This window comes from Microbacterium sp. H1-D42 (assembly GCF_022637555.1).
Taxonomy (GTDB): Bacteria; Actinomycetota; Actinomycetes; order Actinomycetales; family Microbacteriaceae; genus Microbacterium.
Genome location: NZ_CP093342.1, coordinates 160,465 through 184,400, shown reverse-complemented (window position 1 = coordinate 184,400; position 23,936 = coordinate 160,465). Strand labels below are relative to the sequence as shown.

At 68.1% G+C, this 23,936-nt stretch carries 21 protein-coding genes and 1 tRNA gene; 7 read left to right on the top strand and 15 right to left on the bottom strand.

Annotation, left to right across the window (positions count from 1 at the left end):
- Positions 1 to 170 precede the first annotated feature (170 nt).
- The 4 genes from MNR00_RS00915 to MNR00_RS00900 all read right to left on the bottom strand — a co-directional run bounded on the left by MNR00_RS00915 (position 171) and on the right by MNR00_RS00900 (position 3,250).
- Entirely contained in the window at positions 171 to 827 is a 657-nt protein-coding gene (locus tag MNR00_RS00915; RefSeq protein ID WP_241927293.1) for a hypothetical protein, read from the bottom strand.
- Between the two features lies 1 nt (position 828).
- Positions 829 to 1,434 (bottom strand): dCTP deaminase, encoded by a 606-nt coding sequence (gene dcd / locus MNR00_RS00910; protein ID WP_241927292.1) that lies wholly within the window; start codon positions 1,432 to 1,434, stop codon positions 829 to 831.
- Positions 1,435 to 1,502: 68 nt separating this feature from the next.
- A complete protein-coding gene (locus MNR00_RS00905) occupies positions 1,503 to 2,309 on the bottom strand; it encodes an ABC transporter permease subunit (protein ID WP_241927291.1) in 807 nt (268 codons plus the stop codon).
- On the bottom strand, positions 2,306 to 3,250 hold the full coding sequence (locus tag MNR00_RS00900) for an ABC transporter ATP-binding protein (RefSeq protein ID WP_241927290.1): 945 nt from the start codon (positions 3,248 to 3,250) through the stop codon (positions 2,306 to 2,308). Before MNR00_RS00900 ends, MNR00_RS00905 begins: the two co-directional genes overlap by 4 nt.
- 138 nt (positions 3,251 to 3,388) lie before the next feature.
- Between MNR00_RS00900 and MNR00_RS00895 the strand changes: the two genes are divergently transcribed.
- The 3 genes from MNR00_RS00895 to MNR00_RS00885 all read left to right on the top strand — a co-directional run bounded on the left by MNR00_RS00895 (position 3,389) and on the right by MNR00_RS00885 (position 4,502).
- Positions 3,389 to 3,462, top strand: a tRNA-Gly gene (locus MNR00_RS00895).
- Between the two features lie 26 nt (positions 3,463 to 3,488).
- On the top strand, positions 3,489 to 4,016 hold the full coding sequence (locus MNR00_RS00890) for a hypothetical protein (protein ID WP_241927289.1): 528 nt from the start codon (positions 3,489 to 3,491) through the stop codon (positions 4,014 to 4,016).
- Positions 4,017 to 4,040: 24 nt separating this feature from the next.
- Positions 4,041 to 4,502 carry an ASCH domain-containing protein gene (locus tag MNR00_RS00885; RefSeq protein ID WP_241927288.1) on the top strand — a complete coding sequence of 154 codons (462 nt, stop codon included), beginning with the start codon at positions 4,041 to 4,043 and terminating at the stop codon, positions 4,500 to 4,502.
- Between the two features lie 23 nt (positions 4,503 to 4,525).
- On the opposite strand, the gene MNR00_RS00880 is transcribed toward MNR00_RS00885, so the two are convergent.
- The gene (locus tag MNR00_RS00880) at positions 4,526 to 5,317 is read right to left on the bottom strand and encodes an aspartate dehydrogenase domain-containing protein (protein WP_241927287.1); all 792 of its coding nucleotides are present in this window, start codon (positions 5,315 to 5,317) and stop codon (positions 4,526 to 4,528) included.
- A gap of 65 nt (positions 5,318 to 5,382) precedes the next feature.
- Between MNR00_RS00880 and cls the strand changes: the two genes are divergently transcribed.
- A complete protein-coding gene (gene cls / locus MNR00_RS00875; protein ID WP_241927286.1) occupies positions 5,383 to 6,831 on the top strand; it encodes a cardiolipin synthase in 1,449 nt (482 codons plus the stop codon).
- A gap of 104 nt (positions 6,832 to 6,935) precedes the next feature.
- A complete protein-coding gene (locus tag MNR00_RS00870) occupies positions 6,936 to 7,565 on the top strand; it encodes a nucleotidyltransferase domain-containing protein (protein WP_241927285.1) in 630 nt (209 codons plus the stop codon).
- A gap of 234 nt (positions 7,566 to 7,799) precedes the next feature.
- On the opposite strand, the gene MNR00_RS00865 is transcribed toward MNR00_RS00870, so the two are convergent.
- Positions 7,800 to 9,851 carry an ATP-dependent helicase gene (locus tag MNR00_RS00865; RefSeq protein WP_241927284.1) on the bottom strand — a complete coding sequence of 684 codons (2,052 nt, stop codon included), beginning with the start codon at positions 9,849 to 9,851 and terminating at the stop codon, positions 7,800 to 7,802.
- Between the two features lie 134 nt (positions 9,852 to 9,985).
- On the bottom strand, positions 9,986 to 10,900 hold the full coding sequence (locus MNR00_RS00860) for a LysR family transcriptional regulator (protein ID WP_241927283.1): 915 nt from the start codon (positions 10,898 to 10,900) through the stop codon (positions 9,986 to 9,988).
- Between the two features lie 81 nt (positions 10,901 to 10,981).
- Here MNR00_RS00860 and MNR00_RS00855 point away from each other — a divergent pair, with 81 nt between their 5' ends.
- Positions 10,982 to 12,067, top strand: a complete 1,086-nt coding sequence (locus MNR00_RS00855) for a putative sulfate exporter family transporter (RefSeq protein WP_241927282.1) — start codon at positions 10,982 to 10,984, stop codon at positions 12,065 to 12,067.
- A 124-nt stretch (positions 12,068 to 12,191) separates the two neighbouring features.
- Here MNR00_RS00855 and MNR00_RS00850 read toward each other — a convergent pair whose 3' ends face one another.
- From MNR00_RS00850 to MNR00_RS00825, 6 genes are all read right to left on the bottom strand, one after another.
- Positions 12,192 to 13,376 carry an aminotransferase class I/II-fold pyridoxal phosphate-dependent enzyme gene (locus MNR00_RS00850; protein WP_241927281.1) on the bottom strand — a complete coding sequence of 395 codons (1,185 nt, stop codon included), beginning with the start codon at positions 13,374 to 13,376 and terminating at the stop codon, positions 12,192 to 12,194.
- Between the two features lie 127 nt (positions 13,377 to 13,503).
- Positions 13,504 to 15,855, bottom strand: coding sequence for an Ig-like domain-containing protein (locus MNR00_RS00845; RefSeq protein ID WP_241927280.1), 2,352 nt, complete (start codon positions 15,853 to 15,855; stop codon positions 13,504 to 13,506).
- A 258-nt stretch (positions 15,856 to 16,113) separates the two neighbouring features.
- Positions 16,114 to 16,743, bottom strand: a complete 630-nt coding sequence (locus tag MNR00_RS00840) for a copper resistance CopC family protein (RefSeq protein WP_241927279.1) — start codon at positions 16,741 to 16,743, stop codon at positions 16,114 to 16,116.
- 96 nt (positions 16,744 to 16,839) lie between these two features.
- Positions 16,840 to 17,451: a hypothetical protein gene (locus tag MNR00_RS00835; RefSeq protein WP_241927278.1), complete on the bottom strand. Its 612-nt coding sequence runs from the start codon at positions 17,449 to 17,451 to the stop codon at positions 16,840 to 16,842.
- Between the two features lie 59 nt (positions 17,452 to 17,510).
- On the bottom strand, positions 17,511 to 18,794 hold the full coding sequence (locus tag MNR00_RS00830; protein WP_241927277.1) for a serine hydrolase domain-containing protein: 1,284 nt from the start codon (positions 18,792 to 18,794) through the stop codon (positions 17,511 to 17,513).
- A 103-nt stretch (positions 18,795 to 18,897) separates the two neighbouring features.
- Entirely contained in the window at positions 18,898 to 20,280 is a 1,383-nt protein-coding gene (locus MNR00_RS00825; RefSeq protein WP_241927276.1) for an AAA family ATPase, read from the bottom strand.
- Between the two features lie 87 nt (positions 20,281 to 20,367).
- Between MNR00_RS00825 and MNR00_RS00820 the strand changes: the two genes are divergently transcribed.
- Positions 20,368 to 21,429, top strand: a complete 1,062-nt coding sequence (locus tag MNR00_RS00820; RefSeq protein ID WP_241927275.1) for a hypothetical protein — start codon at positions 20,368 to 20,370, stop codon at positions 21,427 to 21,429.
- A gap of 12 nt (positions 21,430 to 21,441) precedes the next feature.
- Here the strand turns inward: MNR00_RS00820 and MNR00_RS00815 are convergent, their stop codons facing one another.
- Together MNR00_RS00815 and MNR00_RS00810 are read right to left on the bottom strand one after the other, a co-directional pair.
- On the bottom strand, positions 21,442 to 23,436 hold the full coding sequence (locus MNR00_RS00815; RefSeq protein ID WP_241927274.1) for a cytochrome c oxidase assembly protein: 1,995 nt from the start codon (positions 23,434 to 23,436) through the stop codon (positions 21,442 to 21,444).
- Positions 23,437 to 23,519: 83 nt separating this feature from the next.
- Entirely contained in the window at positions 23,520 to 23,807 is a 288-nt protein-coding gene (locus MNR00_RS00810; RefSeq protein WP_087129650.1) for an HU family DNA-binding protein, read from the bottom strand.
- Between the last annotated feature and the right edge of the window lie 129 nt (positions 23,808 to 23,936).

Genomic DNA, 23,936 nt, shown 5'->3' with positions numbered 1-23,936 from the left:
CCGCGCGTCCGGGGCATCCGACCGTTCGTCCGGGCGCGATCCCGGGCCTGCCGCCGGGTCCACCCCAGTCGCGGGATGCCATCAACTGGTCCAGCCCACCCCGAACCAGCAGAATCCACCCCGGGCCACCACCGCCACCCCACCCGGGATGGATAACGCCGGTTCAGACTTCATACAACCAGCGGGATCCATCCCACGGCGGCTGCGGCGGTCGGGAACGGATTGGCACCGCTGGTCGCCAGCACGATCACCGTCGCGACGGCCGCGATCAGCAGCACGATCAGGATGAGGAAGATCGCGATCGTCCAACCCCGGTACCCGCCCATCGTCGCGCCCGAGACGGGCGGCACCACTGCCGGGTCACGCGGAATCGGGGCCGGCTCCGGCAGCGAGTCCACGCTCGGCAGCGCGCGGCGCTCGGCTCGCGTGGCCGGTGCGGCGAGTTCCGTGGAGTCGGATGCTGTCACACCTGAGCCCCCGGAGAAATCAGTCGCTGCGTCTACAGCATCCGATGCCGGCGCCGGCGGGATCACGGGCTCGGCCAGGGCGGAGGCGGGCAGAACGGGCTCGGGGATCTCGGGCTCCGGCAGGTCGAGGGCGGGGATCACCGCATCCGGAATCACCGCATCCGGAATCACCGCATCGGCGACGTCACTCTCGGTGAGGGGTGCGGCGTCGGCGAGCGCAGTGGCCTCGTCGATGGCATCCGACACCGCCGCATCCGACACCGCCGCTTCGGGCGGGGCCTGCCCTGCGTCGAGCGGCCCTGTCTCGGGCGACGCGGGCTCGGTCGCCTCTTCGTGTTCGCCTTCGACAGGGTTGGACATGTCAGCCTCCGATCGCTCCCGCATCGGTCGTGCTCACGTCGGTGCGGTGGAAATTCTGGAATGCGCGGGATGCTGTGGGGCCGCGCTGCCCCTGGTAGCGGTTGCCGTACGGGCCGGAACCGTAGGCGTTCTCGGCCGGCGAGCTCAGGCGGAAGAAGCAGAACTGGCCGATCTTCATACCCGGCCACAGCTTGATCGGCAGGGTGGCGACATTCGCCAGCTCGAGCGTGACGTGACCGGTGAACCCCGGGTCGACGAAACCGGCGGTGGAGTGCGTGATCAGGCCGAGGCGCCCGAGTGAGGATTTGCCCTCGAGTCGTGCGGCGACATCGTCCGGAAGGGATATCTGTTCGAAGGTGGCGCCGAGGGCGAACTCGCCGGGATGCAGGATGAACGGTTCGTCGGGCTTGACCTCGATCAGGCGGGTCAGCTCGGGCTGATCCTCGGACGGATCGATGTACGGGTACTTGTGGTTGTCGAACAGCCGGAAGTACCGATCCAGGCGCACGTCGACACTGGAGGGCTGCACCATCGTGTCGTCGAACGGTGAAAGCCCGACGCGGCCCGATGCGAGTTCTGCCCTGATGTCGCGGTCGCTGAGAAGCACGTGTTCAGCGTAACGCGTACGCCAGAAGCCCGGGTCTCATGACCCGGGCTTCTGTGTGCGGCTGAGTGTCAGGCATCCTTCCCGCGGAGCACTGCCCACGCACCCAGCAGCGTGATGCCTGGCCAGGCGACCAGCGTCACCCATGCCTCGCCACGGGTGAGTCCGTAGCCCTCTGCGGGCATGATCGCGGACTGCACGGCCGCTGACGGCAGGTAATCGCCGACGCTCATCAGCCACTGCACGTCAGGAGCGAGGCTGGCCAGCGCCATCACGATGATGGGCAGCACGAACAGGATGCCGACGGTCGTGGCGATCGCAGCGGCGCCGGAGCGCAGCAGGAAACCGAGCCCGACGCCGAGCAGGGCGAACAGCGCCATGGCGCCGGCGGCCGACAGGATCGGCACCAGGGTCAGCGCGGGATCCGACCACTGCACGGCCATGTCGTTCGCGGCGGCGAGCGGGGTGATCGCGATCGCGGACGCCAGCAGGATCACGAGCGAGACGACGAACATGAACACCGCGAGCACGATCGACTTCGCCACCAGCACCGACCCGCGCACCGGGTTGGCGGTGAGCGTGGAGCGGATCATGCCGGTGGAGTACTCGCCGGTCACCGAGATCACACCCAGAATGCCTGCGAGCAGCATCGTGAACTGCACTGGTGCGACGACGGCCATCATCACGTCGGACGGAGGCGACATGGTCATGGTCGCCAGGAAGGCCAGCCCGATGCTGAGGGCGGCGACGATCGCCACCGACCACCACGTGCCGCGCACGGTCATGAGCTTGATCAGCTCGCTGCGCAGCTGGCGGGGGAAGGTGAGGCGGATGGTGCTGACGGGCAGGTGCGTGGCGCGGGCCTGGATGGCGGTCATGCGCGGGCCTCCTCGAGCTGGGCGCCCTCCTGCGGGACGGCGCGGGTGCGGTACTCGACGGCTTCGCCGGTGAGGGCGAGGTAGGCGTCTTCGAGTGAGCCGCTGGCGGGGGTGAGTTCGTGCACGGGGATTCCGCGCTCGAACGCGAGATCACCGATGCGGGATGCCGGCAGGCCGGTGACATCGAGCGTGAACGCGTCGGTGGCGACGATCTCCACGTCAGGACCCGCGAGGACGTCGGCGAGCTGGGTGGCCCTGGGGCTGCGCACCAGCACCCGCGCGGTGGTCCACGCGCGGACGAGTTCGGGGAGGGGCGCGTCAGCGAGAACCTTGCCGCGGCCGAGCACGATCACGTGGTCGGCCGTCTGCGCCATCTCGCTCATGAGGTGGCTCGAGAGCAGCACAGTGCGTCCCTCGGATGCTGCGTGTCGCACGAACTGGCGAACCCAGCGCACGCCCTCGGGGTCGAGGCCGTTGACCGGCTCGTCGAGGATCAGGGTGTGCGGGTCGCCGAGCAGGGCAGCCGCGATGCCGAGGCGCTGGCCCATGCCGAGCGAGAAGCCGCCGGCGCGCTTGCCAGCCACAGAGCCGAGCCCGGTGATCTCGATGACCTCGTCGACGCGAGAGGTCGGGATGCCGTGGGTGGCGGCCATGGCACGCAGGTGATTGCGCGCGCTGCGCCCGGTGTGCACTGCCTTGGCATCCAGCAGCACGCCGACTTCGGTCAGCGGTGCGCGGAGGTGGGCGTAGCTCTGCCCGTTGACTGTGACGCGGCCGGCGGTCGGCCGGTCGAGGCCGACGATCATGCGCATGGTGGTCGATTTGCCCGCGCCGTTCGGCCCGAGGAATCCGGTGACGCTGCCCGGGCGCACCGTGAACGACACGTCGTCGACGGCGAGCTTGTCGCCGTAGCGCTTGCTGAGACCTTCTGCTGTGATCATGTCTTCGACGCTACTTTTCGGATGCCGGTGGCGCGTCCGCCTGCAGGATGACATCCGGGGCGTGGCGTACATCGCTGGGTGGGTCGTGATCGCGAGTCGCTCGACTTTGTTATGCTGGCCAGACGCCGCGAGGCGTTCGGGACTGTAGTTCAATGGCAGAACTTCTGCTTCCCAAGCAGATAGCGCGGGTTCGATTCCCGTCAGTCCCTCCACACCGTAGGCGAATAGGCTCAATCACATGGAGCCTTCACCAAACGAGCACAAGGTCCTTCTTGCGCACCGCGTTCTTCAGCCGGGCTTCGGGACCGAGGCCGCGGTGTACGGCACGATCCTGGTGAGCGGACTGATCGCGGTCTCGTCCGCGCACGGCGAGACATCCGTGGTCGTACTCGTCACGGTCGCCGTGACCGTGCTGGTGTTCTGGGCAGCCCACGTCTATGCGGGCGCGGTCTCCCGCATGGGCGCCGGGGTCGACAACAAGGGGATCGGCGTGCGCACGGCGATTCGACAGTCAGTGCGTCATTCCTTCGGCATGCTGACGTCCGCGGCCATCCCGGCGATCATCCTGCTGCTGGGAACGACCCGCGTGATCTCCGACGACATCGCCAACGACGTGGCGCTCTGGTCGGGCACGATCATCCTCGCATTCCTCGGCTACGTCGCCTTCCTCCGCCGGGGAAGCAGCATCCCGGTGAGGATCCTCGGTTCGCTCGCCACCGCCTCGTTCGGCATCGTGTTCGTCATTCTCAAGGCGTTCGTGCACTGATGCTTCCCCCACTTCAGGAGAACCATGACGACTGACGCCCTCAGCACCTATTGGCACCGCGTGCGCGCGGAGATTCCCGCACTGCCCGCCGACGTGCCCGAGGCCTGGGCCTTCGGGGCCACGCCCGAGCATGCCGACGGGCTGCTCGACCTCGTCCTGACCGGAATCAAGACCGGGACCGCATCATCGGTGTGGGACTACGAGGCCAGCGGCGAGCGGATGCCCGAGGTCGGCGACCTCAGCGTCATCCTCGACGGCGCTGGCGCCCCGCGGGCGGTGATCCGCACGACCTCGGTGGCGATCGTGCCGTTCGACCAGGTCACCGCTGAGCACGCCAACGCGGAGGGCGAAGGCGACCGCACGCTGACCGCCTGGCGAGACATCCATGAGCGTTTCTGGCGCCAGCACTCCGAGAGCTCCCGGGGCTGGGCGACGGACATGGCGGTTCTCTGCGAGCGGTTCGCTCTCTTGCATCCGCTTCCCTGACGAGGCGCCGCTGACGCCTGCACTCAGAGGAATGCCACCCCGTCGACCCCGTCATAGCCGCGCAGTCGGGCGTAGTCGTCCAGCGCGCGCAGCGCGGCCCACGCGACCACGGCGCTCGAGCGGGGCCGCTCCGCCGACGGCGCGTTCTCCACCACCACGCGCACTTCGCCCAACTCCCCCGACGCCCGGATCTCGTGCCGCGTACGCGTCGCAGCGGGGTCGGCCACGATCCGAGCGATCGCCGTGTCCCAGGCATCCGCCGCCAGCGCGAGCGCGGCCGCGACGTTCGCCGACGACGGGAACTGCTGGGCGACCTCGGCCGCGAGCCCGTCGGCGAGCACGATCTCGGTGTCTCCCTCGGTCAGCCGCTCGCGCAGCTCAGCATCCATCCACGGCTGCATCAGCGCGCCCGGCTGCTTGCGGCTCTCGATCGACACCGCCCGCAGGGTGCCAGCCGCGCGCAGCGCCCGCACCTGATCCAGCCCGCCGATCGCTCCGGTGCAGGCGATCAGCATGCCACGGCCCGCGGCGGCGCCGTCCGGCGCCGACAGTCGCGCCCGCAGGTCAGCATCCGCCAGCGCCCCCACCGACAGCAGGATCACGTCGACACCCGCATCCAACAGCGACGGAACCCGCTCGCGCACGGCATCCTGCGTCGCCGCCTCGACGACGACGTCCATGTCCGCGGCCGACGGCAACTCGTCGCCCCGACCGAACGTGCCCGCCACGTCGTACGGACGCGCGTGCTCGACGATGCCGCGCAGCTCGCCGTTGATGTTGCCACCACCGAGGAACGCCACCCGCAGATCCGCCATGATCCGACCATAGGACACGCCCTGCGGCGTGCCACACTGAGTCATCACCGTCTGAAGGATCCCGCATGACTGCTCTGCTCTCCTCGAACCTGATCTGGATCATCTCGGTCCTCGTCGTGTTCGCGATCAACATCATCGCTCTGATCTACATCCCGCGCGACCGCAAGCCCACAGCGGCGATGTCATGGCTGCTGCTGATCTTCCTGGTGCCGTTCTTCGGCATAGCTCTGTATCTGCTGATCGGCAACTTCCTGCTGCCGAAGAAGCGCCGCGGCGAGCGCGATCGCATCACCGCCGTGCTCGGCGAGACGACGCCGGACACCCAGGCCGACGACCCGCGCTGGTTCCAGCGCGTCGTCGAGCAGAACCATGACCTGACCGCGATGCCCGAGGTCGACGGCGCGGCGATGACGCTCATCGACGACTACCAGGGCTCGATCGACGCGATGGCCGACGCGATCGACCAAGCCCAGAAGTACGTGCACATCGCGTTCTACATCACCGCGTGGGACGACACGACCCGCAAGTTCTTGAAGGCGATGGAGGATGCTGTGCAGCGCGGCGTCACGGTGCGTCTGCTCGCCGACTACATCGCCTCGCGCAAGATCCCGAAGTCGGACGAGACGTTCGCCGAGCTCGACCGGATCGGCGTGAAGTGGTCGTGGATGCTGCCGGTGCGCCCGTTCAAGGGGGAGTACCAGCGCCCGGATCTGCGCAACCACCGCAAGCTCGTCGTCGTCGATGGAGTGGTCGGGTTCGTCGGTTCGCAGAACCTCATCTCGCGCGACTACAACGCCGAGAAGAACATCAAGCGCGGGCTGATGTGGCACGAGCTCGTCTCGCGCGTGGAAGGTCCGGTCGTCGCGCAGGTCGATGCCGTGTTCCACGTGGACTGGCTGATCGAGACCGGCGAGGATCTCGTGGACGAACGCGTCGCAGCATCCGACATCCCTCGCGCCGGCGACCTGCGCTGCCAGCTCGTGCCGAGCGGCCCCACGTTCGGCACCGAGAACAACCTGCGGCTGTTCCTCTCGCTCATCCACGGCGCCACCGAACGGGTCATCCTGACCAGCCCCTACTTCGTTCCCGACGAGGCGATGCTGTACGCGATCACCACCGCGTGCCAGCGGGGACTCGACGTGCAGCTGTTCGTCTCGGAGCTCGGCGACCAGGGCCTCGTCTATCACGCGCAGCGCTCGTACTACTCGGCGCTGCTGCGCGCCGGCGTGCGGATCTTCCTGTATCCGGCGCCGTACATCCTGCACGCCAAGCACTTCTCGATCGACGACGACGTCGCCGTGATCGGCTCGAGCAACATGGACATCCGCTCGTTCAGCCTCAACGCGGAGATCTCGATGATGGTGCGCGGCGAGTCGTTCGTGGCGCAGATGCGCGAGGTCGAGGAGAAGTACCGCACCCTCGGCCGCGAGCTCACGCTGGCGGAGTGGGAGCGTGAACCGGCGAAATCGACCTTCCTCGATGGGCTGGCGCGGTTGACGTCCGCACTGAACTAGACGAAGTCGGATTGAGCGGGGTCGGATGCCGGGGAGCGGCGGTTTCCGCTGGGGAACCTGCAGAAATAGTTGACAACATGACGATATTTCTGCAGGCTTGAATGATGGATCTCGGCTCGCCGCTTCGCACGCTCATCCCGAGCCTCGATTCCGCCGTGCTTGAAGTCCTCGCCCGCTCGGAGCAGCCGCAGAGCGCGTCGGCGATCTGGAGAGCCAGCTCGCGCGGAACACGCGCAGGACAGCTGCCAGTACTCAACCGACTCGTCCAGCATGGCCTCGTCAACGCCTTCCCGGCGGCAACCGGCCATCTCTACGCGCTGAACCACGACCACGTGCTCGTCGATGCGGTGCTGGCCGCCGCTGACGCGAGGGTCCGCCTTGTGGGCAGACTACGCGAGCGTCTGCAGCAATTGGATCCTCCACCGTTGCACGCGTTCCTCTTCGGCTCATTCGCCCGGGGCGAGGCGGACGATCACAGCGACATCGACCTCGCTGTGATCGTGGCAGACACCGTCGATCCCCGCTCCGACGAATGGCGGACACAGGCGGGAGCTACCGCAGACGACGTAGGGCGATGGACAGGCAATAGCCTGCAGGTCCTGAGCTTCACGGCCCGGAAGGTCAGGGAGCTCATCGCTACGGGGGAGCCGATTGTCCAGAATTGGCGGGATGACGGGCTCCGCCTCATCGGAGACGACCCGAGCGTCCTGCTGAACCGGAAGGCATCGAGTTGACCCCGAACAAGCTCTCCACCCGAGTTTCCGACATTGCGGCCGGCCGGGCTCGTCTGCGCATCGGGAGAAAGTACCTCGAGGTCGCTGATCTGCTCGCCTCATCAGCCTCAAGTCGGAGAGCCAGTACGGAGCTGGGCTCCTGACACCTCACGATCGCGACGTCGCGCTGCGCGAGACGGCCACGCTGATCGAAGAAGCCGAACGTCGCCTGATCGGCTGAAAGAACCCGAGCATCTAAGCGAACAGGTCATCGAACTCGTCGAGCCGCACGCGCGGCCCCGCGATCGCCGGCGCCCCCACTGGCTCGAGCACGCGCTCGTCGGATGCACTGGTGTCGACGGCATCCATCAGCCCTCGGGCAGCCTCGGTCAGGAACCGGCTCGGCTTCGCGATCACATGTCGGGCGAGGAACGACGTGGGGTGCGTCGGCAGCCGGGACGGGGCGTAAACGTCGAGCGTGTCGCGGGCGCGCGTGAGCGCCACATAGAACAGCCGCTGCTCCTCGACCAGCCCCGCGGATGACGACAGCGCCATGTCGGAGGGCATCGCGCCATCGCACGAGCGGATCACGTGCACGGAGCTGAACTCCAGCCCCTTCGCGGAGTGGATCGTCGACAGCGTCACCCAGTCCTCGTCGAGGTGCGGCTTCTTCGCCCAGTCGCCGGCGACGTTCACCGGATCGATCGCCTGCTCGCTGACGAACGACCGCAGATCCGACTGCCGGGCTGCTGCCTCGGCGATGCCGTCGACATCGGTAATGCGGCGCTGCCAGTCCGGATAGTGCGCCCGCAGCAGAGGATCCACCGCCCCGCGGCACGCCTCCACCAGCTCCGGAACCGTCGTCGTGGAATCCACCGCACCGAGCTGCGACAGCGTGGTCGCAAGACCGGTGCGGGCCTTCGCGGGGGCTGCGGCGACAGCATCCGACGCCCGATCGATGCCACCGTCGGCGAGGATCCCCGCCAGCGAGCGGGCCGACACCTTGCCGATCGCACGGTGCCGCGTCAGCAGCCGGTACCAGGAGACCTCATCGGACGGATTCAGCACCACCCGGAAGCTCGCCAGCAGATCACGCACATGCGAGGTCTCGAGATACCCGATGCCCCCGAACTTGTGGAACGGGATGTTCCGCACCTTCAGCTCGACCTCGAGCAGCGCGCTGTGCGACCCGGTGCGCATCAGCACGGCCTGCTCACGCAGCGGCATGCCGTCGGCGTGCGCCGCGAGGATGCGATCGGCGACCGTGCGCGCCTCGTCATCCGCGTTGCGACAGACGACGAGAGACGGTCGGATGCCCGGATCGGGCCGGTCCGCGCGCAGCCGCAGCCCGAGCTCGCCAGGGCGCACCTCGTTCGCGAGATCGAGGATCGGCTGCGTGGAGCGGAAGTTGCGCTCCAGTCGCACCAGCGTGGCATCCGAGAACGCCGCCGCAAGGTCGAGCAGATGCCCGGCACTCGCGCCGCGGAACCCGTAGATCGCCTGCGCGTCATCGCCGACGACGGTCAGCCCGCGGCCGTCCGGGGCGAGACCGCGCACGATGTCGACCTGCAGGCTGTTGACGTCCTGATACTCGTCGACGAGCACCCAGTCCCACCGCGCGCGCAGGCGCGCCCCGACGTCCGGGTCGCGCACGAGCGCCCGCCATGCGATGAGCAGGTCGTCGAGGTCGAGCAGACCGCGCTCGCGCTTTCGGATGCTGTAGTGCCGCAGCAGGGCGAGGATGGCATCCGCATGCTCCAGCGCCCAAGGGAACTGCTCGTCGATCACCTTCCGTGCGGGTGTGCCGGTGTTGATCGCACGGGAGCAGATGTCGGCGATCGTGCGTGTCGTCGGCAGGCGCTTCGCCGCAGCACCGTCCTGAGCAGCACCGTCGAGTCCGAATTCACTGCGCAGCAGGTCGAGAAGGTCGATCACATCGTCCGGGTCGAGCACGGTGACATCCGCGAGCCCGAGGTGCTGCGCGTGCTCGGCGATGATCCGGTGCGCGACGGCGTGGAACGTGCCACCGGCGATCCGCTGCGCCGCTTGCGCATCGCCGCACAGCGCGGCAGCCCGCGAGATCATCGATGCGGCCGCCCGCCGGGTGAACGTCAGCAGCAGGATCCGCTCAGGCGCGACCCCCGCCTCGAGCAGTCGCGCGACCCGCGAGGTCAGCACACGGGTCTTGCCCGTACCCGCTCCCGCCGCGATCACGAGCGGGCCGTCGCCGTGTTCGACGGCCTGCAGCTGTGCCGCGTCGAGCCCGGCGAGTGCATCACTCTCTTCCACAACGGAGGTCTCTGTCACACCGGCGACGCTACGCGCGGCCACTGACATCGTTACGAGCCCACATCGGATGGCCAATTGGCCGCATCCCCCACCTTGAAGCGACCATACGCCACGCGAACTAGCCAGACGCGAGGCACGGCAACGACCCGGCCTCAGCCGCCCGTCGCGACCTCGATCAGGTCTCGGCTGGTCGATTCCAGGTCGCGCACACCGCCACGCCAGAGCGCCGTGATCGGCCGCGACACGGGATACCCGTCGATCGGCACCTCCACCAGCCGCCCGAGCTGCAGGTCATCGGCCACCACCAGACGTGAAAGCAGCGCAGGTGCCAGCCCGTTCGCGACCGCGGAGCGCACGGCCGCCGAGGTCGGCAGCACTGCAATCGGCTCGGCAGGTTCGCGCCCCAGGCGCGCGCGCACCGCGTCCTCCCACGTCTGCCTGGTGCCACTGCCCGCTTCGCGAGCCACGATCGCCGCATCCGCAGCATCCGACATCGCGATCGGCCCCGCCGTGGCCCACGGATGCCCCGGAGCGACCACCAGCACGAGGGCATCTACTCCGACGGCGACCCGCGAGAGCCGCTCTGGAAGCGCCGACGATTCGATGAAACCAAGGTCAGCGGCACCGTCGCGCACCAGCGTCGCGACCTCTTCGCTGTTGCCCGCGATGAGACGCACCGCCGTCGGCGTGCGGCCCTCGCGCACCTGCCGCTCGCGCAGGGCGACCAGCCATGCCGGCATCAGGTGCGCGGCGACGGTCTGGCTCGCGGCGACGGTGAGCTCACGCCGACGCTCATCGCGCAGCATCTCGACCCCGACCCGGAACCGCTCAGCGGCCGCGAGCACCTCTTCGGCCCACGCCGCGACCGTCTCCCCCGCGGCCGTCGGCTCGACGCCGCGGGTGGTGCGCTGCAGCAGTTCGAGTCCAAGCATCCGCTCGATGTTGCGCAGCCGCATCGACGCCGACTGCTGGGCCACCTCGGCCTCACGAGCCGCGGCCGAGATCGAGCCGCTTCGCACCGCGGCGACGAGCAGCTCGAGCGCAGCCAGCTCAGGAACGTCCTTCATGCAGCCCAGGATACAGTCCAGACCTGTACCCCTATCGACGGCTGCCCTCTACTGCGCTGCGCACACACCGCGAATGCTGGAATGGTGCAGTTCTCACCCGCTCAGACCCTGCCCGCCCGGCTCACCCGACGAGGCGGTGACGTGCTGCCCGGCGTGCTCCTCACGGGAGGAATCGCCCTGATCTCCACGGGCATCGGCACGGTCGTTCCGGTGCTCGGCTCGGCCGTGCCTGCCATCGTCATCGGGGTGCTGCTGTCGCTCGTGCGAGGTCGGATGCTGGAGCGCGACGAGTCCGGCACCGGATTCGCCCGCCTCGACGGACGGCTGCAGCCGGGCATCCAGTACTCGGGCAAGTTCCTGCTGCAGCTGGCCGTCGTCCTGCTCGGCGCGCAGCTGTCGCTGACCAGCATCGCCGAGGTCGGGCTGGAGTCCCTGCCGGTGATGCTGACGACGCTGGCCGTCTGCCTGGTGGCGGCGTGGGCGCTGGGTCGGATGCTGCGCATCGAGGGCCGGCTGACCACCCTCATCGGTGTCGGGACCGGCATCTGCGGGGCATCCGCCATCGCCGCCGTCGCTCCGGTGATCGGCGCGGTCGGGGCAGAGGTCGCGTACGCGGTGTCGACGATCTTCCTGTTCAACATCCTCGCGGTGATCCTGTTCCCGCTCCTAGGGCATGCGCTGAACCTCGACCCGCACACGTTCGGGCTGCTCACCGGGACGGCGGTGAACGACACCAGCTCGGTGGTCGCCGCAGCCAGCGTCTACAGCACTGCAGCGCTGGGGTTCGCCGTCGTGGTGAAACTCGTGCGCACCCTGATGATCATCCCGATCAGCATCGGGCTGTCGGTGATCGAGGCGTGGAAACACGACGACGGCAAGCCGATGAACGCCAAGCGGATCGCGAAGCTCGTGCCGTGGTTCCTGATCGGGTTCCTCATCGTCGCCGTCGTGAATTCGACCGGCATCATCCCGGACGGGCCGCGCGACGTGCTCGTGCAGGCGAGCGTGTTCCTCATCGCGATGGCGCTGGCCGGCATCGGGCTCTCGACGGATATCCCGGCGCTGCGTCGCGCCGGCCTGCGGCCGCTGCTGCTCGGCGCGATCCTGTGGATCCTGGTGACGACCACCGCCCTGCTGACGATCTGGGCGACCCAGGGCTTGGGGTGAAGTCGGCTCATGGCTGATCCCGCGCACCCCGCGCCGGTTGCGGGGAGCCAAATGCCCGTCATCCGGCCCTCATCACCGACATCTGGCTCCCCGCCAGCGCGCGAACGGCGCGCGGCAGGGACCCTCACACCGCCGCGCGGGCCTCGAGTGCCCGCGCGATGCGCAGGATCGCTTCGCGGATGATCGGCCGCGGCGTCGCGAACACGAAACGCGTGTATCCGATCGCCGCCTGGCCACATGCGGCGCCATCGGTCATCGACACGCCCGCATGCTCGCGGAACCACGCGCCGAGGTCGCCCGTCACCCCCGTCGCGCGGAAGTCGAGCAGCGCGATGTAGGTGCCCTCCGGCATCGTCACCTTCACGCCGGGCAGGTGCTCGGCGACCAGTTCGGCGAGCTCGCGGCGGTTGCCGTCGAGGTACGCGGTGACCTCCTGCAGCCACGGCTCCCCACCGGTGTACGCGGCCAGCTGTGCCAGCACGCCGATCGTCGCCGTGCCATGACCAGCCCAACCGCCGTCCGCCTCCCAGGCATCGCGGGTCTCGTCACTCGAGAGGATCAGCTGCGCGCACTTGAAGCCCGCCAGGTTCCATGCCTTCGATGCGGACGTCGCAGTCAGCGTGTGCGCTGCGGCAGCATCCGACACCGACGCGTATGGGATGTGCGTGGCCGGGGCGTAGACGAGCGGCGCGTGGATCTCGTCCGAGAACACCCGGCCACCGGCATCCGACACCGTCTTCGCGATCGCGAGCAGCTCGTCGCGCGTCGCGACTGTGCCAAGCGGGTTGTGCGGGTTGCACAGCACGAGCAGCTCGCCGCCATCGGCGAATGCGGCGGCGACGGCGTCGAGGTCCATCGTCCAGCGTCCGTCGATCTCGACGCTCGGCACCTCGATGACGCGGCGTCCGTGGCGCTGCGGCACGTCGAGGAACGGCATGTACGCCGGTGTCGGCACGATCACCGCGGCGCCGGGCTGCGTGTAGGTCGTGATGGCGAACTCGTACGCGACGATCACGTCCGAGACCAGGCGCACGTCGGCTGCGGGCACATTCCAGTCGTAGTGCTCGGCGTACCAGCGTGCCGTCGCCGCCTGCAGGGCGTCGGCCTTGGGCTTCGGCAGGTATCCGGTGAGCCCGTCGGCGAGCGCTTCAGTGATCGCCTGCGAGATGGCCGGGGCGACCCCGAAGTCCATCTCGGCGATGAAGGTGCCGATCGTGTCGGGGAACCGCGTCCACTTCACACTGCCGGCCCGCCGCAGGTCGTCCTGGGTGATGGCGTCGAACGTGTGCGTGGTCTCGGCGGTGTTCATCCCCCCATTCTCTCCCGCCGCGCCGGCCATGCCTCCGCCCCGCCGTAACTGCGAGAAACCACTTCCCGCTTGAGGCATCACGCCAGGCGTGGTTTCTCGTGCGGGAAGTGGTTTCTCAGCGGGTGGCTCAGGAGTCGTCGCCGCCGTTCTTCAACGCGGCGTCGGGAACCGCGATGAAGGAGACGCCGGTTGCCGGTGACACGTTGCCTGCGGCGTCCGTCTGCGTCACCGAGCCACGGTGCTTGCCCGGACGCAGCTGCGAGTCGGCGGTTGCACTCCAGGTGCCGTCGGCGGCCACGACGCCGGCGGCGACGGCGCGCCCTCCCAAGGTCACCTCGATGCTCGCACCGGGCTCGCCCGTGCCCGTGAACGTCGGGGTGCGCGACACCTTGCCGGCGAACGGCGCCACGTGCGGTGCGGCCGGTGCCACGAGGTCGACCTCGGTCAGCGCGAAGTCGTCGCCGAAGGCGGTGTTGCCCGGGGTCGCCTTGTACAGGTAGACGATCGCCGAGGTCGCGTCGGCACCGGTGGTGAACTCGAGCGACACCTGCGTGTATTCGGCCGAGTCGCCGACGACATGCGCTTCCTGGCCGCCGTGGCCCTTCACCCCCACCCGGATCTCTCCGCCCTCGGTGCGAACCGACCCGGACAGCGTATAGGTCGTATTCGACTTCAAGCCGGTCACGGTCTGCTCGACAGAACCCTGCCCGCCGGCGATGCGGGCGGCGTTCACACCGGTGTGCGCCTCGCCGCGGACCACAGTGCCGTTCCACCATGTCCACCCCGAGCGCCCCGACTCGAAGCCGGCGTTCGTCAGGAGATTCCCGGTGGATGCTGCAAGCTCGCCGGCACCGGCGTACACGCCGCGATTCGGGGCGCTCTGCGACATGACGTTGCCCCAGATGTCCTTCGTCCCCGCACCGATCGCCGCTCCGGTGCCGAGTGCCGGGGAACCTGCGAGGAGTCGGTAACCGTCCAGCTCATCCACACCGGATGCGGTGCCGGGAGCGACCAGCATCGGCTCGGCAGTGATGGCATTCGCGTCCGGGATCGTCGACGACGAGGGCGTGTTGTTGCCGAAGTAGATGTTGCTGTCGTACGTCCAGCCCGGCTTGCTGGTGTAGCCGCCCGAACCGAGGTTGTAGAAGATGTTGTTGCTCAGTGTGATGTCGTTGCGTCCACCCTGGGCGTCGAGCATCGTCGTGTTCAAGCCCGCGCCGACGTAGAAGACGTTGTTGTGCACGTTGATGTTGTACATGTTCGCGCCGCCGCAGATGGTGAACAGCTTGTAGTAGTCGTTCTGGCTGACGTTGTAGCGGAAGATGCCGTCGTACACTCCGCCAGCGCGACCGTCGGCGCAGAACAGCAGCGCACCGCCGTCGTTGCCGTGACTGTAGTTGTACTGGTAGATGACGCCGCGCGAGCCGTGATCGAAATCGAAGGCGTTGCCGTCGCGGGTCGTGTTGCCGCCGGTCACCTCGTTGTACTGGAACAGCGTGCCGTCGGCATTCCAGACCCACATGCCGACGTTGTAGCCCGACGATGTCATGTGAAAGCCGTCGACGAGGTTGCGCTCGACGAGAGCATCCTCGGTCATGTGCGGAGTGATGCCGTCGCCGCCGATGTTCTTGAGGGTGTTGCCACGGATCACCACGTCGGTCAGAGGCGTGAACGGCGTGAGGTCCTTGTCGCCGTAGCCGATGCCCTCCCCGAGCTCGTCGCGGTTCTTCCAATCGGTCCACGTGATGATGCCCGTGCGCGAGACGGTGTCGATGACGTTGTTCTCGATGAGGACGTCATCGAACGTCGTGCGCTGATGCACGTCTCCCTGAGACGGCTCCTGCTGGTCGGTGAGCCCGGCGATGTTGACGCTCACCTGGATGCCGGCACTGCCGTCGGCATCCTTCTCGTCCTCCCCGTTGACGTCGTGGATGTACAGGTCGTGCAGGTGGATGCCCGAGAGAGTGGACACCTCGTCAAGGTCGGTCTGCGTCTTGTCGCCGACTCCGACATCTTCACCCTGAATGTGCACACCACGGCGCGCCGATGTCGCAGGCTCCTCGCCGGTGTTCGTGATCTCGAGATCGCCGATCTCCCAGTGCTCCTGGTTGTACAGGTGCACGGCGCTCTCGAAGAGCCCCTCGGCTGCGATCAGCGGCTTGCCGCCCTCACCGTAACTGCCGATGACGATCGGCTCGCCCTCCGCGCCCGACCCCTGCGGGGCCAGCTGGCCGGCCCATGACTCGCCAGAGCGGAATCGGATCTCGTCGCCGGGTTTGAACACCTCTGCATTCACCCGCTCGAGTGAGGCCCAGGGCTTCTTCGGCGAAGTGCCCTTGTCGGCATCATTGCCGACTGAGGAGTCGACGTAGTACACGTTCGACTGATCCGCCTGGGCGCCTTCGGTCGGCGCGACCACCAATCCGCCGACGACGACGGCGCCGACAAGCAGGCTGCCGAGTCTCATCATTTTCTTCATGCAGAACTTCCTCCGATCGGCGCGCACCCGTTCGCTGGGATCGGAAAAGGCCCACACCATTGTGTTTCTGTTGACGTTTCGTGCCTCAAATAAGCAAAATCAATCAGTCCGATAATATTACAAATGATCAGACAGTGGCGTCAACCGCTCTTTTCAACGCGAGAAACCACTTCCCGTTTGAAACATCACGCTTGGCGTGGTCTCTCATGCGGGAAGTGGCTTCTCAGCGGGGTGGGCGCGGGGCGGGCGCGCGGGGCGTCAGGCCGTCGGGTCCGTGGTCGGTTCACCGTCGGCGGATGCCGGTGCCGGGCGCTTCTTGCGCGCGACGATCACGATCAGCACGATCACCGCGGCGAGCAACAGCACACCGAGGCCGATCAGCAGCGGCCAGGGAGCGTCATCGGCGGGTGCGGCGATCGGCGTCTCGCTCGGCCGAGGCTGCTCGGTCTTCGGCGCGACCGCCTCGGTCGGCGCGGTCGTCGGCGCCTCGGTCGGGGCGACTTCGGCGGCGGCAACCGAGAACGAGTACTCGCCCGAGGTCGGATGCCCGTCGCTGGAGACCACCTTCCAGGTGACCAGGTAGGCGCCGTTGGGCATGCCCGGCTTGAGCGGCGTGGTGACGGTGTCGGACTCGACCACGGGAGCGCCTGCGACCCAATCAGTGCCTGACTCGTCCTCGACGGTCATGGCTGTACCGCTGTTCTCCTCCAGCGAGAGCAGCTGGTTCGAGAATGTCAGCGTGACCTGCTCGGGGGCGGCGGTCAGCTGCTCACCCGACGCCGGGGTGCTCGCGACGACTTCGTCGTGCGCGGAGGCGGGAGCGCTGATGGCGAGGCCGGCGACGACGGCCACTGCGACGACGGCGAGGGTGGTGCGGATACGGAACATGGAAAACCTCTCTTCGGATGCCGCGAAGCGGCGTCTGCATCTGTGCGGGCGCTCAAGGGCGTCCTGATTCGCGCGACCGGATCGGCGCGCGGCTAGTCAGATGAGAGCCGGCGGAGGTCCGCGCCTGCCCAGCGCGGAGAGATGGCGGGCGCGCAGGCGCGGCGCGGCGACGAGCGCCCAGCGCCGCGCGGAGGGAGCAGAGGGGCGCACGAGGACGGCGACAAGGACCGCTCGCCGCAGCCACAGAGCGACGTCGGATGCCACGGACGCGAGTGCCCGCACGATCCGCTCACCGCGGTGCAGCGCGACGATGGTGAGCACGGCCGCAGTGGCATGCGCGATCCACATGCCGGCGTCCTCGGGAATCAGCCCCGCGCCAGGAAGCAGCTCAGTGCCGTTGCCGAGGATCATCGGTGCGTTGCCGTGCACGTGGGGCGCGAAGCCGCCGCGCGGGCTGAAGCTGCCGAGCACGAACAGCACGTGGAACAGACCCTGCGACAGGACTACGGCAGCGCTCAGCCTGACCACCGACAAACGGCGTCCGGCCAGCAGGGTGCTGATCATCAGAGACAGCACCCACGGGACGGCGACACCCAGCATCCCTGGCATCGCGCCGCCCACCACGATGTGCGACACCAGCGCGACGAAGGTCGCGATCGTGGCGCCGACGAACCCGCGCAGCAGCGGGATTCTACGAGACGGACGCACCCATCCATCCTTTCACGCCGGCCCGGATCAGGGGATCGACCTGATGCAGGCCCTGCGGGTCACTCCTTCGGCGGCGCGCAGATCGCGGCGTCGGCGATGCTCTTGCCGTACTGCTCGGCGGTGAACGGCAGGCCGAACTCCGGAGCGGTCTGCCCCTTCGCCGCCGGCGCCTTCGAGGCGATCGCTGCCAGCTGCCAGGCCAGGTAGGTGGCGATCGAGCTGCCTGCAGAGGAGTTGTTCAAGGTCACCGCGACGGTGAAGCCGGTCGCCGGGTCGGAGTACGCAGCCGTCGCGTAGCCGGGCACCCAGCCCTGCTGACCGATCATCGATCCCACCATCAGGCCGCCGCCGGTGGCCTGATACCAGCTGGGCGCCTTCGCAGACGAGGGCAGCGGCTGTCCGAAGCGGGCCGGTTCCGCCTTCTCAGCGCGCAGCGCCTGGCGCGCCTCGGCCTGGATGTAGCGTCCGAGGTCGGTGATCGTCGAGGTCGCGCCGGAGTCGGTGTAGCCGACGCTCGACGACATCTTGGTGATGTCGATCGGCGCGGTGCAGTCGTATCCGCCTTCGACGGCCGGCAGGTAGTTGCCGTGCATCGCCGGTCCCGGCGTCGGCGTGGCGGCGACGGGAGTGGGCAGAGCAGTGGATGCCAGGCCGAGCGGCGTCGTGACGTACTCGGCGATCAGCTCGGAGGCGGTCTTGCCGGAGATGCGCTCGAGTGCGAGGCCGAGGATCAGGTAGCCCGCATCCGAATCGCGGTATGCCGTGTGGACGGGGCCGCGAGGGACGCCGAGGCCGTAGCTCGCCAGACGCAGCGGCGACCACTCACGTGCCGGGGTCTTCAGCCAGTTCGCCTTCACGGAAGCCTCGGAGGACCCGGCGCCGCTGGTGCCGTTGCAGAGGTCCAGCAGTGTGGCGTCGCCGAGGTCGGCGACACCCGAGACGTGCTTCGTGACCAGCTCGTCCAGCTCCACCTTGCCGTCGTCGGCCAGGCCGTACAGCACGTCGCAGGTCATCAGCCGGGTCACATCCGCGATGCGGAACGACATGTCGGCGGTCACCTTGGCGCTGTCGCCACCGCTCTGCGTGCCGACGCCGGCGACCCACTGGCCGCTCCACGGCACCCATACGCCGACGATCGCGCCGGTCGAACCGGACGAGGCCATCGCCTGGTCGACGGCGGACTGCAGCTGTGCCGTGACGTCATCGGACAGCTTGGCGTCGACCTGCTTCGGGGGTGTGTAGCTGAACTCGGGCTCCGATCCAGAGCATCCGGTCAGGACCAGGGCGAGCGCGACGGCGCCGCCGACGACAGCGCGCACGCGGCGCGACGAACGTAGATGCATGTATCGACTCTCCCGGGATGGACCTTCCGAGTCTAGAGCGCGGATGCTGAGAGCCGGCCAGCCGTGGCATCCGAATCCCGCTCCCACGGCATCCGAGCCCCGCTCAGCTCCCGACCTTCTCGGCCTGTCTTGCCTCCCACGCCTCGCGCATGAACCGGCGCACGTCCTCGTCGACGCGGATGTCGCTCGGTCGCAGCGGACGCGACAGATACAGACCGTCAAGGCTCGTCAGGCGCGACAGCGCCACATAGGTCTGTCCAGGGGCGAACGCCCCTGAGCCGAGGTCGACGATCGCCTGGTCGTACGTCTTGCCCTGCGACTTGTGGATCGTCACCGCCCACGCCAGCCGCAGCGGGAACTGAGTGAACTCGGCCGCCACCTCGCGGCTGAGCGTCTTCGTGCCCGGGTTGTAGGCGTAGCGGAACCGCTCCCAGACCGCGGGCTCGACATCGAACTCGTCACCGTCGACATCGACGCGCACCGTGTCGCCGAGGATGCGCGTGACCGTGCCGATCGACCCGTTCACCCACCGTGGCGGCTCACCCTGCATCGCCGTGTCGTTGCGCAGGAACATGACCTGCGCGCCGATCTTCAGCTTGAGCTCTGCATCGGCGGGGTAGTTCGCCTCGCCGCGCCCGAAGTCGCCGCTGACCTCGGCGTGCGCGGTCTGCTCCCGCCCTTCCAGCGCCGCGAGGTGGCGCTTGTTGATGCTGTTGACGATGTCGTTCCGGGTGGCGAGGGTGATGATCGGCACCTCGCCCGGCTCTGGAACGGGAGGCGTGCGTGCGCCCTGCGCGTTCAGTGTGCCGGCGATCTCAGCCGTGACGCGGCCGTAGCGCACGGCGTTCAGCATCGCCTTGAATCCGTCATCGGACTGCCGGTGGATGTGCACGAGCTCGTGCACATGCAGCTGCGCACCGTGCATGCCGAGATCCAGCATCCCGCCGTCGGCGCCGGCAAGTCCACCGGTCCACACCTTGGCATCGAAGAACCAGAACGAGCGGTAGTGATCCTGCACGTATCGCAGCTCGTCGCCGCGCGGCGGCACCGGCGCCAGCTGATACGGGTCGCCGAACATCACCACCTGCACCCCGCCGAACGGGAGGCCCCGCTTGCCCCTGGCCTGCCGAAGCGACCGGTCGATGGCATCCATCAGATCGGCGTTGACCATCGAGATCTCGTCGATCACGAGAGTCTCGATCGCGTTGAGGATCCGGCGGGTGGGATCCGACTGATCGATCTCGCCCTCGGCGATCAACCCGATCGGCAGCCGGAACAGCGAGTGGATCGTCTGCCCCTCGACGTTCAGTGCCGCGACGCCGGTGGGCGCGCAGATCGCGATCTGCTTCTTGGTGTTCCAGGCGAAGTGCTGCAGCAGGGTCGACTTGCCCGTGCCGGCGCGACCGGTGATGAAGACGTGCTCGTCGGTGTCCTCGATCAGGCGGAACAGCTTCTGCTGCTCGTCGGAGAGGGCGGGGGCGGACACCCAACCATGCTAGTTCGCTGTCGCCGGCGGATGCCCTCGCGACGCAGTTCGGCATGATCACAGGCACGCTTGCCTAGACTGAGCGCCATGATGCAGGGGCGGACGGTGTCACGCAGGCGAGCACGCCTCGGCATCGACCTCACCATCCTCGGCCTGATCGGCGTCCTGCTCATCGCCGCACTCGGGGCCGGCGGTGCCTCACTGTACAAGCAGTTCTACAGCCCCTCAGCGTTCGTGCACCGCTACCTCGACCTGCTCGCCTCCGGACGAGCGGCTGACGCGCTGCGGGTCCCCGGTGTGGCTCTCGACCTCGCGGTGCTGCAGGAATCGGGCATCCACGGCACAGCATCCGAAGCGCTGCTGCGCCACGCCGCGCTCGCCCCGCTCGACGACATCGAGATCGTCTCGGACATCAAGAAGGACGGCGTCCACCAGGTCAAGGTCTCGTACAAGGCGGGCGGAGTGGAAGGCCGCACCACGTTCTCGGTGGTGCAGGACGGCTGGGTGGGGGTCACGCCTGCCTGGCGGTTCGAACGCAGCCCGCTGGCCGAGATCGAGCTCACCGTGCGCGGATCCGACACCTTCGCCGTCAACGGCTTCGCGATCGATCGGCGGCAGGTCGCAGCGCATGAGGAGAATCCCGACCCGCTGGATCCGCTGCACCTGCTCGTGCTGACGCCGGGGCTCTATTCCGTCACCGTGGATTCGGCCATCGCCGCGACCCCCGGAGTCAGCGTGCTCTCCGACAAGGCCTCAGCAAGCACTCCGGTCGATGTGCAGGCGCAGCCCACTGCGAAGTTCGTCGAGGTCGTGCAGCAGCAGGTCGAGCAGTTCCTCTCCACCTGCGCGAAGCAGGAGGTGCTGCTGCCGACGTCCTGCCCGTTCGGTCTCGAAGTGCAGAACCGGCTCGCGCCCGGCTCGATGCCGAAGTGGTCGATCACGTCGCAGCCGAAGGTGACAGTCGTGCCGGACGGCGCGAGCTGGGCGATTCCGGCGACGGATGCCATGGCCCACATCGACGTGGAGATCCAGTCGCTCTACGACGGAGCGGTTCGCGAGCTGGCAGAGGACGTGCCGTTCCAGGTGAACGGCACGATCCAGGTGCTGCCGAACGGCTCGGTGTCGATCCGGGTGGGCTCACCCAGCTGAGCACCGCTGCGGTCAGCGCGCGGTCTGCCGCTCGTCGCGCTCGGCCAGCTTCGCGAGCTGGGCGTTGTACTCCTCCAGCTCGGCATCCCCCGTGCGATCGGCGTGCCGATCGCGGCGCCGCTGCAGTTTGTCGTCGGACCGCGACCACTGGATCGCCACCGTGATCGCCAGGATGAGCGTCGGGATCTCACCCACCGACCAGGCGATGCCGCCGCCGATGTACTGATCCTCCATCGGGGGCGGACCCCAGGTGCGCCCCATCGACCCGAACCACTCCGCGACGAACAGCCCCTCCTGCATCATGATCGCCATGCCGAAGAAGGCGTGCATCGCCATCACCGCGATGAGCGTGATCAGGCGTCCGGCGTACGGGAGCCGGTACGGGATCGGATCGACGCCGACCAGCGTCAGCACGAACAGGTACCCCGAGATCAGGAAGTGGATGATCATCCACTCGTGCCCGAGGTGGTCGTACATCGCCCAGCGGACGAGATCGGTGAAGTAGAAGGCCCACAGCGAGAGCACGAAGATCGCCGCGGCGACGAATGGATGCGTGATGAAGCGCGAGTACGGCGAGTGCACGGCCCACAGGATCCACTCCCGTCCGCCGCGGGTGCCGTCGTCGCGCTTGTGGATCGTGCGCAGGGCGAGGGTGACGGGTGCGCCCATGACCAGCAGCAGCGGGATGCCCATGCCGAGGATCATGTGACCCAGCATGTGCACGCTGAACAGGTACTCCTGGTAGGCGTTGACTGGTCCGCTCGTGACCCACAGCAGCACTGCGAGCCCCAACATCCAGAAGATCGTGCGGTGCACCGGCCAGCTGTCGCCGCGCCGCCGCAGCCGCACGAGACCGGCGATGTAGAGGAAGGCGCCGAAGCCGACCGCGACGATCCACAGGATGTCGAGGTCGAATGCGGTCAGCCACTGCTGCAGGTCGAGCTCGGGCGGCAGCGGCGAGTCGGTGAGGCGCTCGGCCGGGGTCTGCACGGCCGGGGCCTCCTCGCCGATCGGAGGTGGTGTGCGCGCGAGTGCCGCTGCGGCACCCGACGCGAGGCCCATCAGTGCGAGCTCACCGAGGATGAGGGTCCAGAACGAGCGCTTCTCGCGCTCACCCGTCAGATGCGGGATGAGCGCCCGCCGGTACCAGGCGCCGAACATGCCGAGGCCGACCAGCACCACGGCTTTGCCCAGCACGATCAGACCGTACGGCGAGAGCAGTTCGCTCCACTCGCCGAGCGCGACGACCGTGCGGGCGATGCCGGAGAACGCCACGACGACGAACGCCGCGATCGCCAGCGACGAGTAGCGCGAGACCAGCACGGGAAGGTCGATGCGATCAGCATCCGACTTCTTCTTCGCGCCGATTCCACGCAGCAGGATCAGCAGCATCAGGCCACCGATCCACACGGCTGCGCCGATCGTGTGCAGCAGGATCGAGTTCACAGCGACGGTGTGTCCGGCGACGTCACCGGAGTGCCCCTGCGTGGCCATCGGCAGGAAGGATGCTGCCGCGAGCACGGCGGTGAGCATGGTGCCCGTCCAGCTGCGCCAGCCGAACACGAGCAGGGTGATGACCGCGCCCATCAGCGTGGTGATCAGCCATGCCTGGCCGAGGGGCAGCTCCAGCAGGAAGCGGCCGAACTGCTCGCCGAACGAGTTGTCGGCGGTGAGCTTCGGGTTGAAGGCCGCCATGAAGGTGAGGAAGGCGGTGATTCCCGAGGCGATGGTGAAGACCGCGGCGCCGATGGATGCTGTGTCGAGCGCGATGTCGAACGGGCGCGATCCGCTGCGCAGGCCGAACAGCGCCAGCACGAGCGAGCCGAGCATGGCGGCGGCCCCGAGGTTGGCGATGAGCTTCGCGGCGGGCAGCCCCCACATGACGATGGGGCCGGGGTCGAGCAGCTTCGGCGGGACGGCACCGCCGCCGACCACAAGGGCGACGACGAGCGCCGCGGCCGCGCTGACGACGAGGATCGCCAGGCCAGCGAGACGGTACGAGTTCACTGTTCCAGCCTAAGCCGGATACCGCGTGCCGAAGACGAGAGAAGGCCGCCCCGAGGGGCGGCCTTCTCGCTGCGGGAGCGGTCTTACTTGACGGCTGCCTTCAGCTTGGAGCCTGCGGTGACCTTGACGCGCTTGCCGGCCGGGATCTTGATCTCGGCGCCGGTCTGCGGGTTGCGACCGGTGCGAGCGGCCGTGTCGACCTGCTCGAACGAGATCCAGCCCGGGATCGAGACCTTGCTGCCCTTGGCGACGGCGTCGGAGACGGTGCCGAACAGCGAGTCGAGAACGCGCGACACAGTGGCCTGGCTCTCGCCGGTTGCGGAAGCGATGCTCGCGACGAGCTCGGTCTTGGTGATGGACTTGTCAGCCATGTCTTCCTCCAGCGACGAGGATCCGTCGCAGTTGTTTGTTTCGGGAAGCCCCCGTTGGTCAGATCGACCGCCTCGAATGTACCAACCAAGAAGCGGATTTCCGCGTCATTTCGCGGGTTTCGGAGTCTT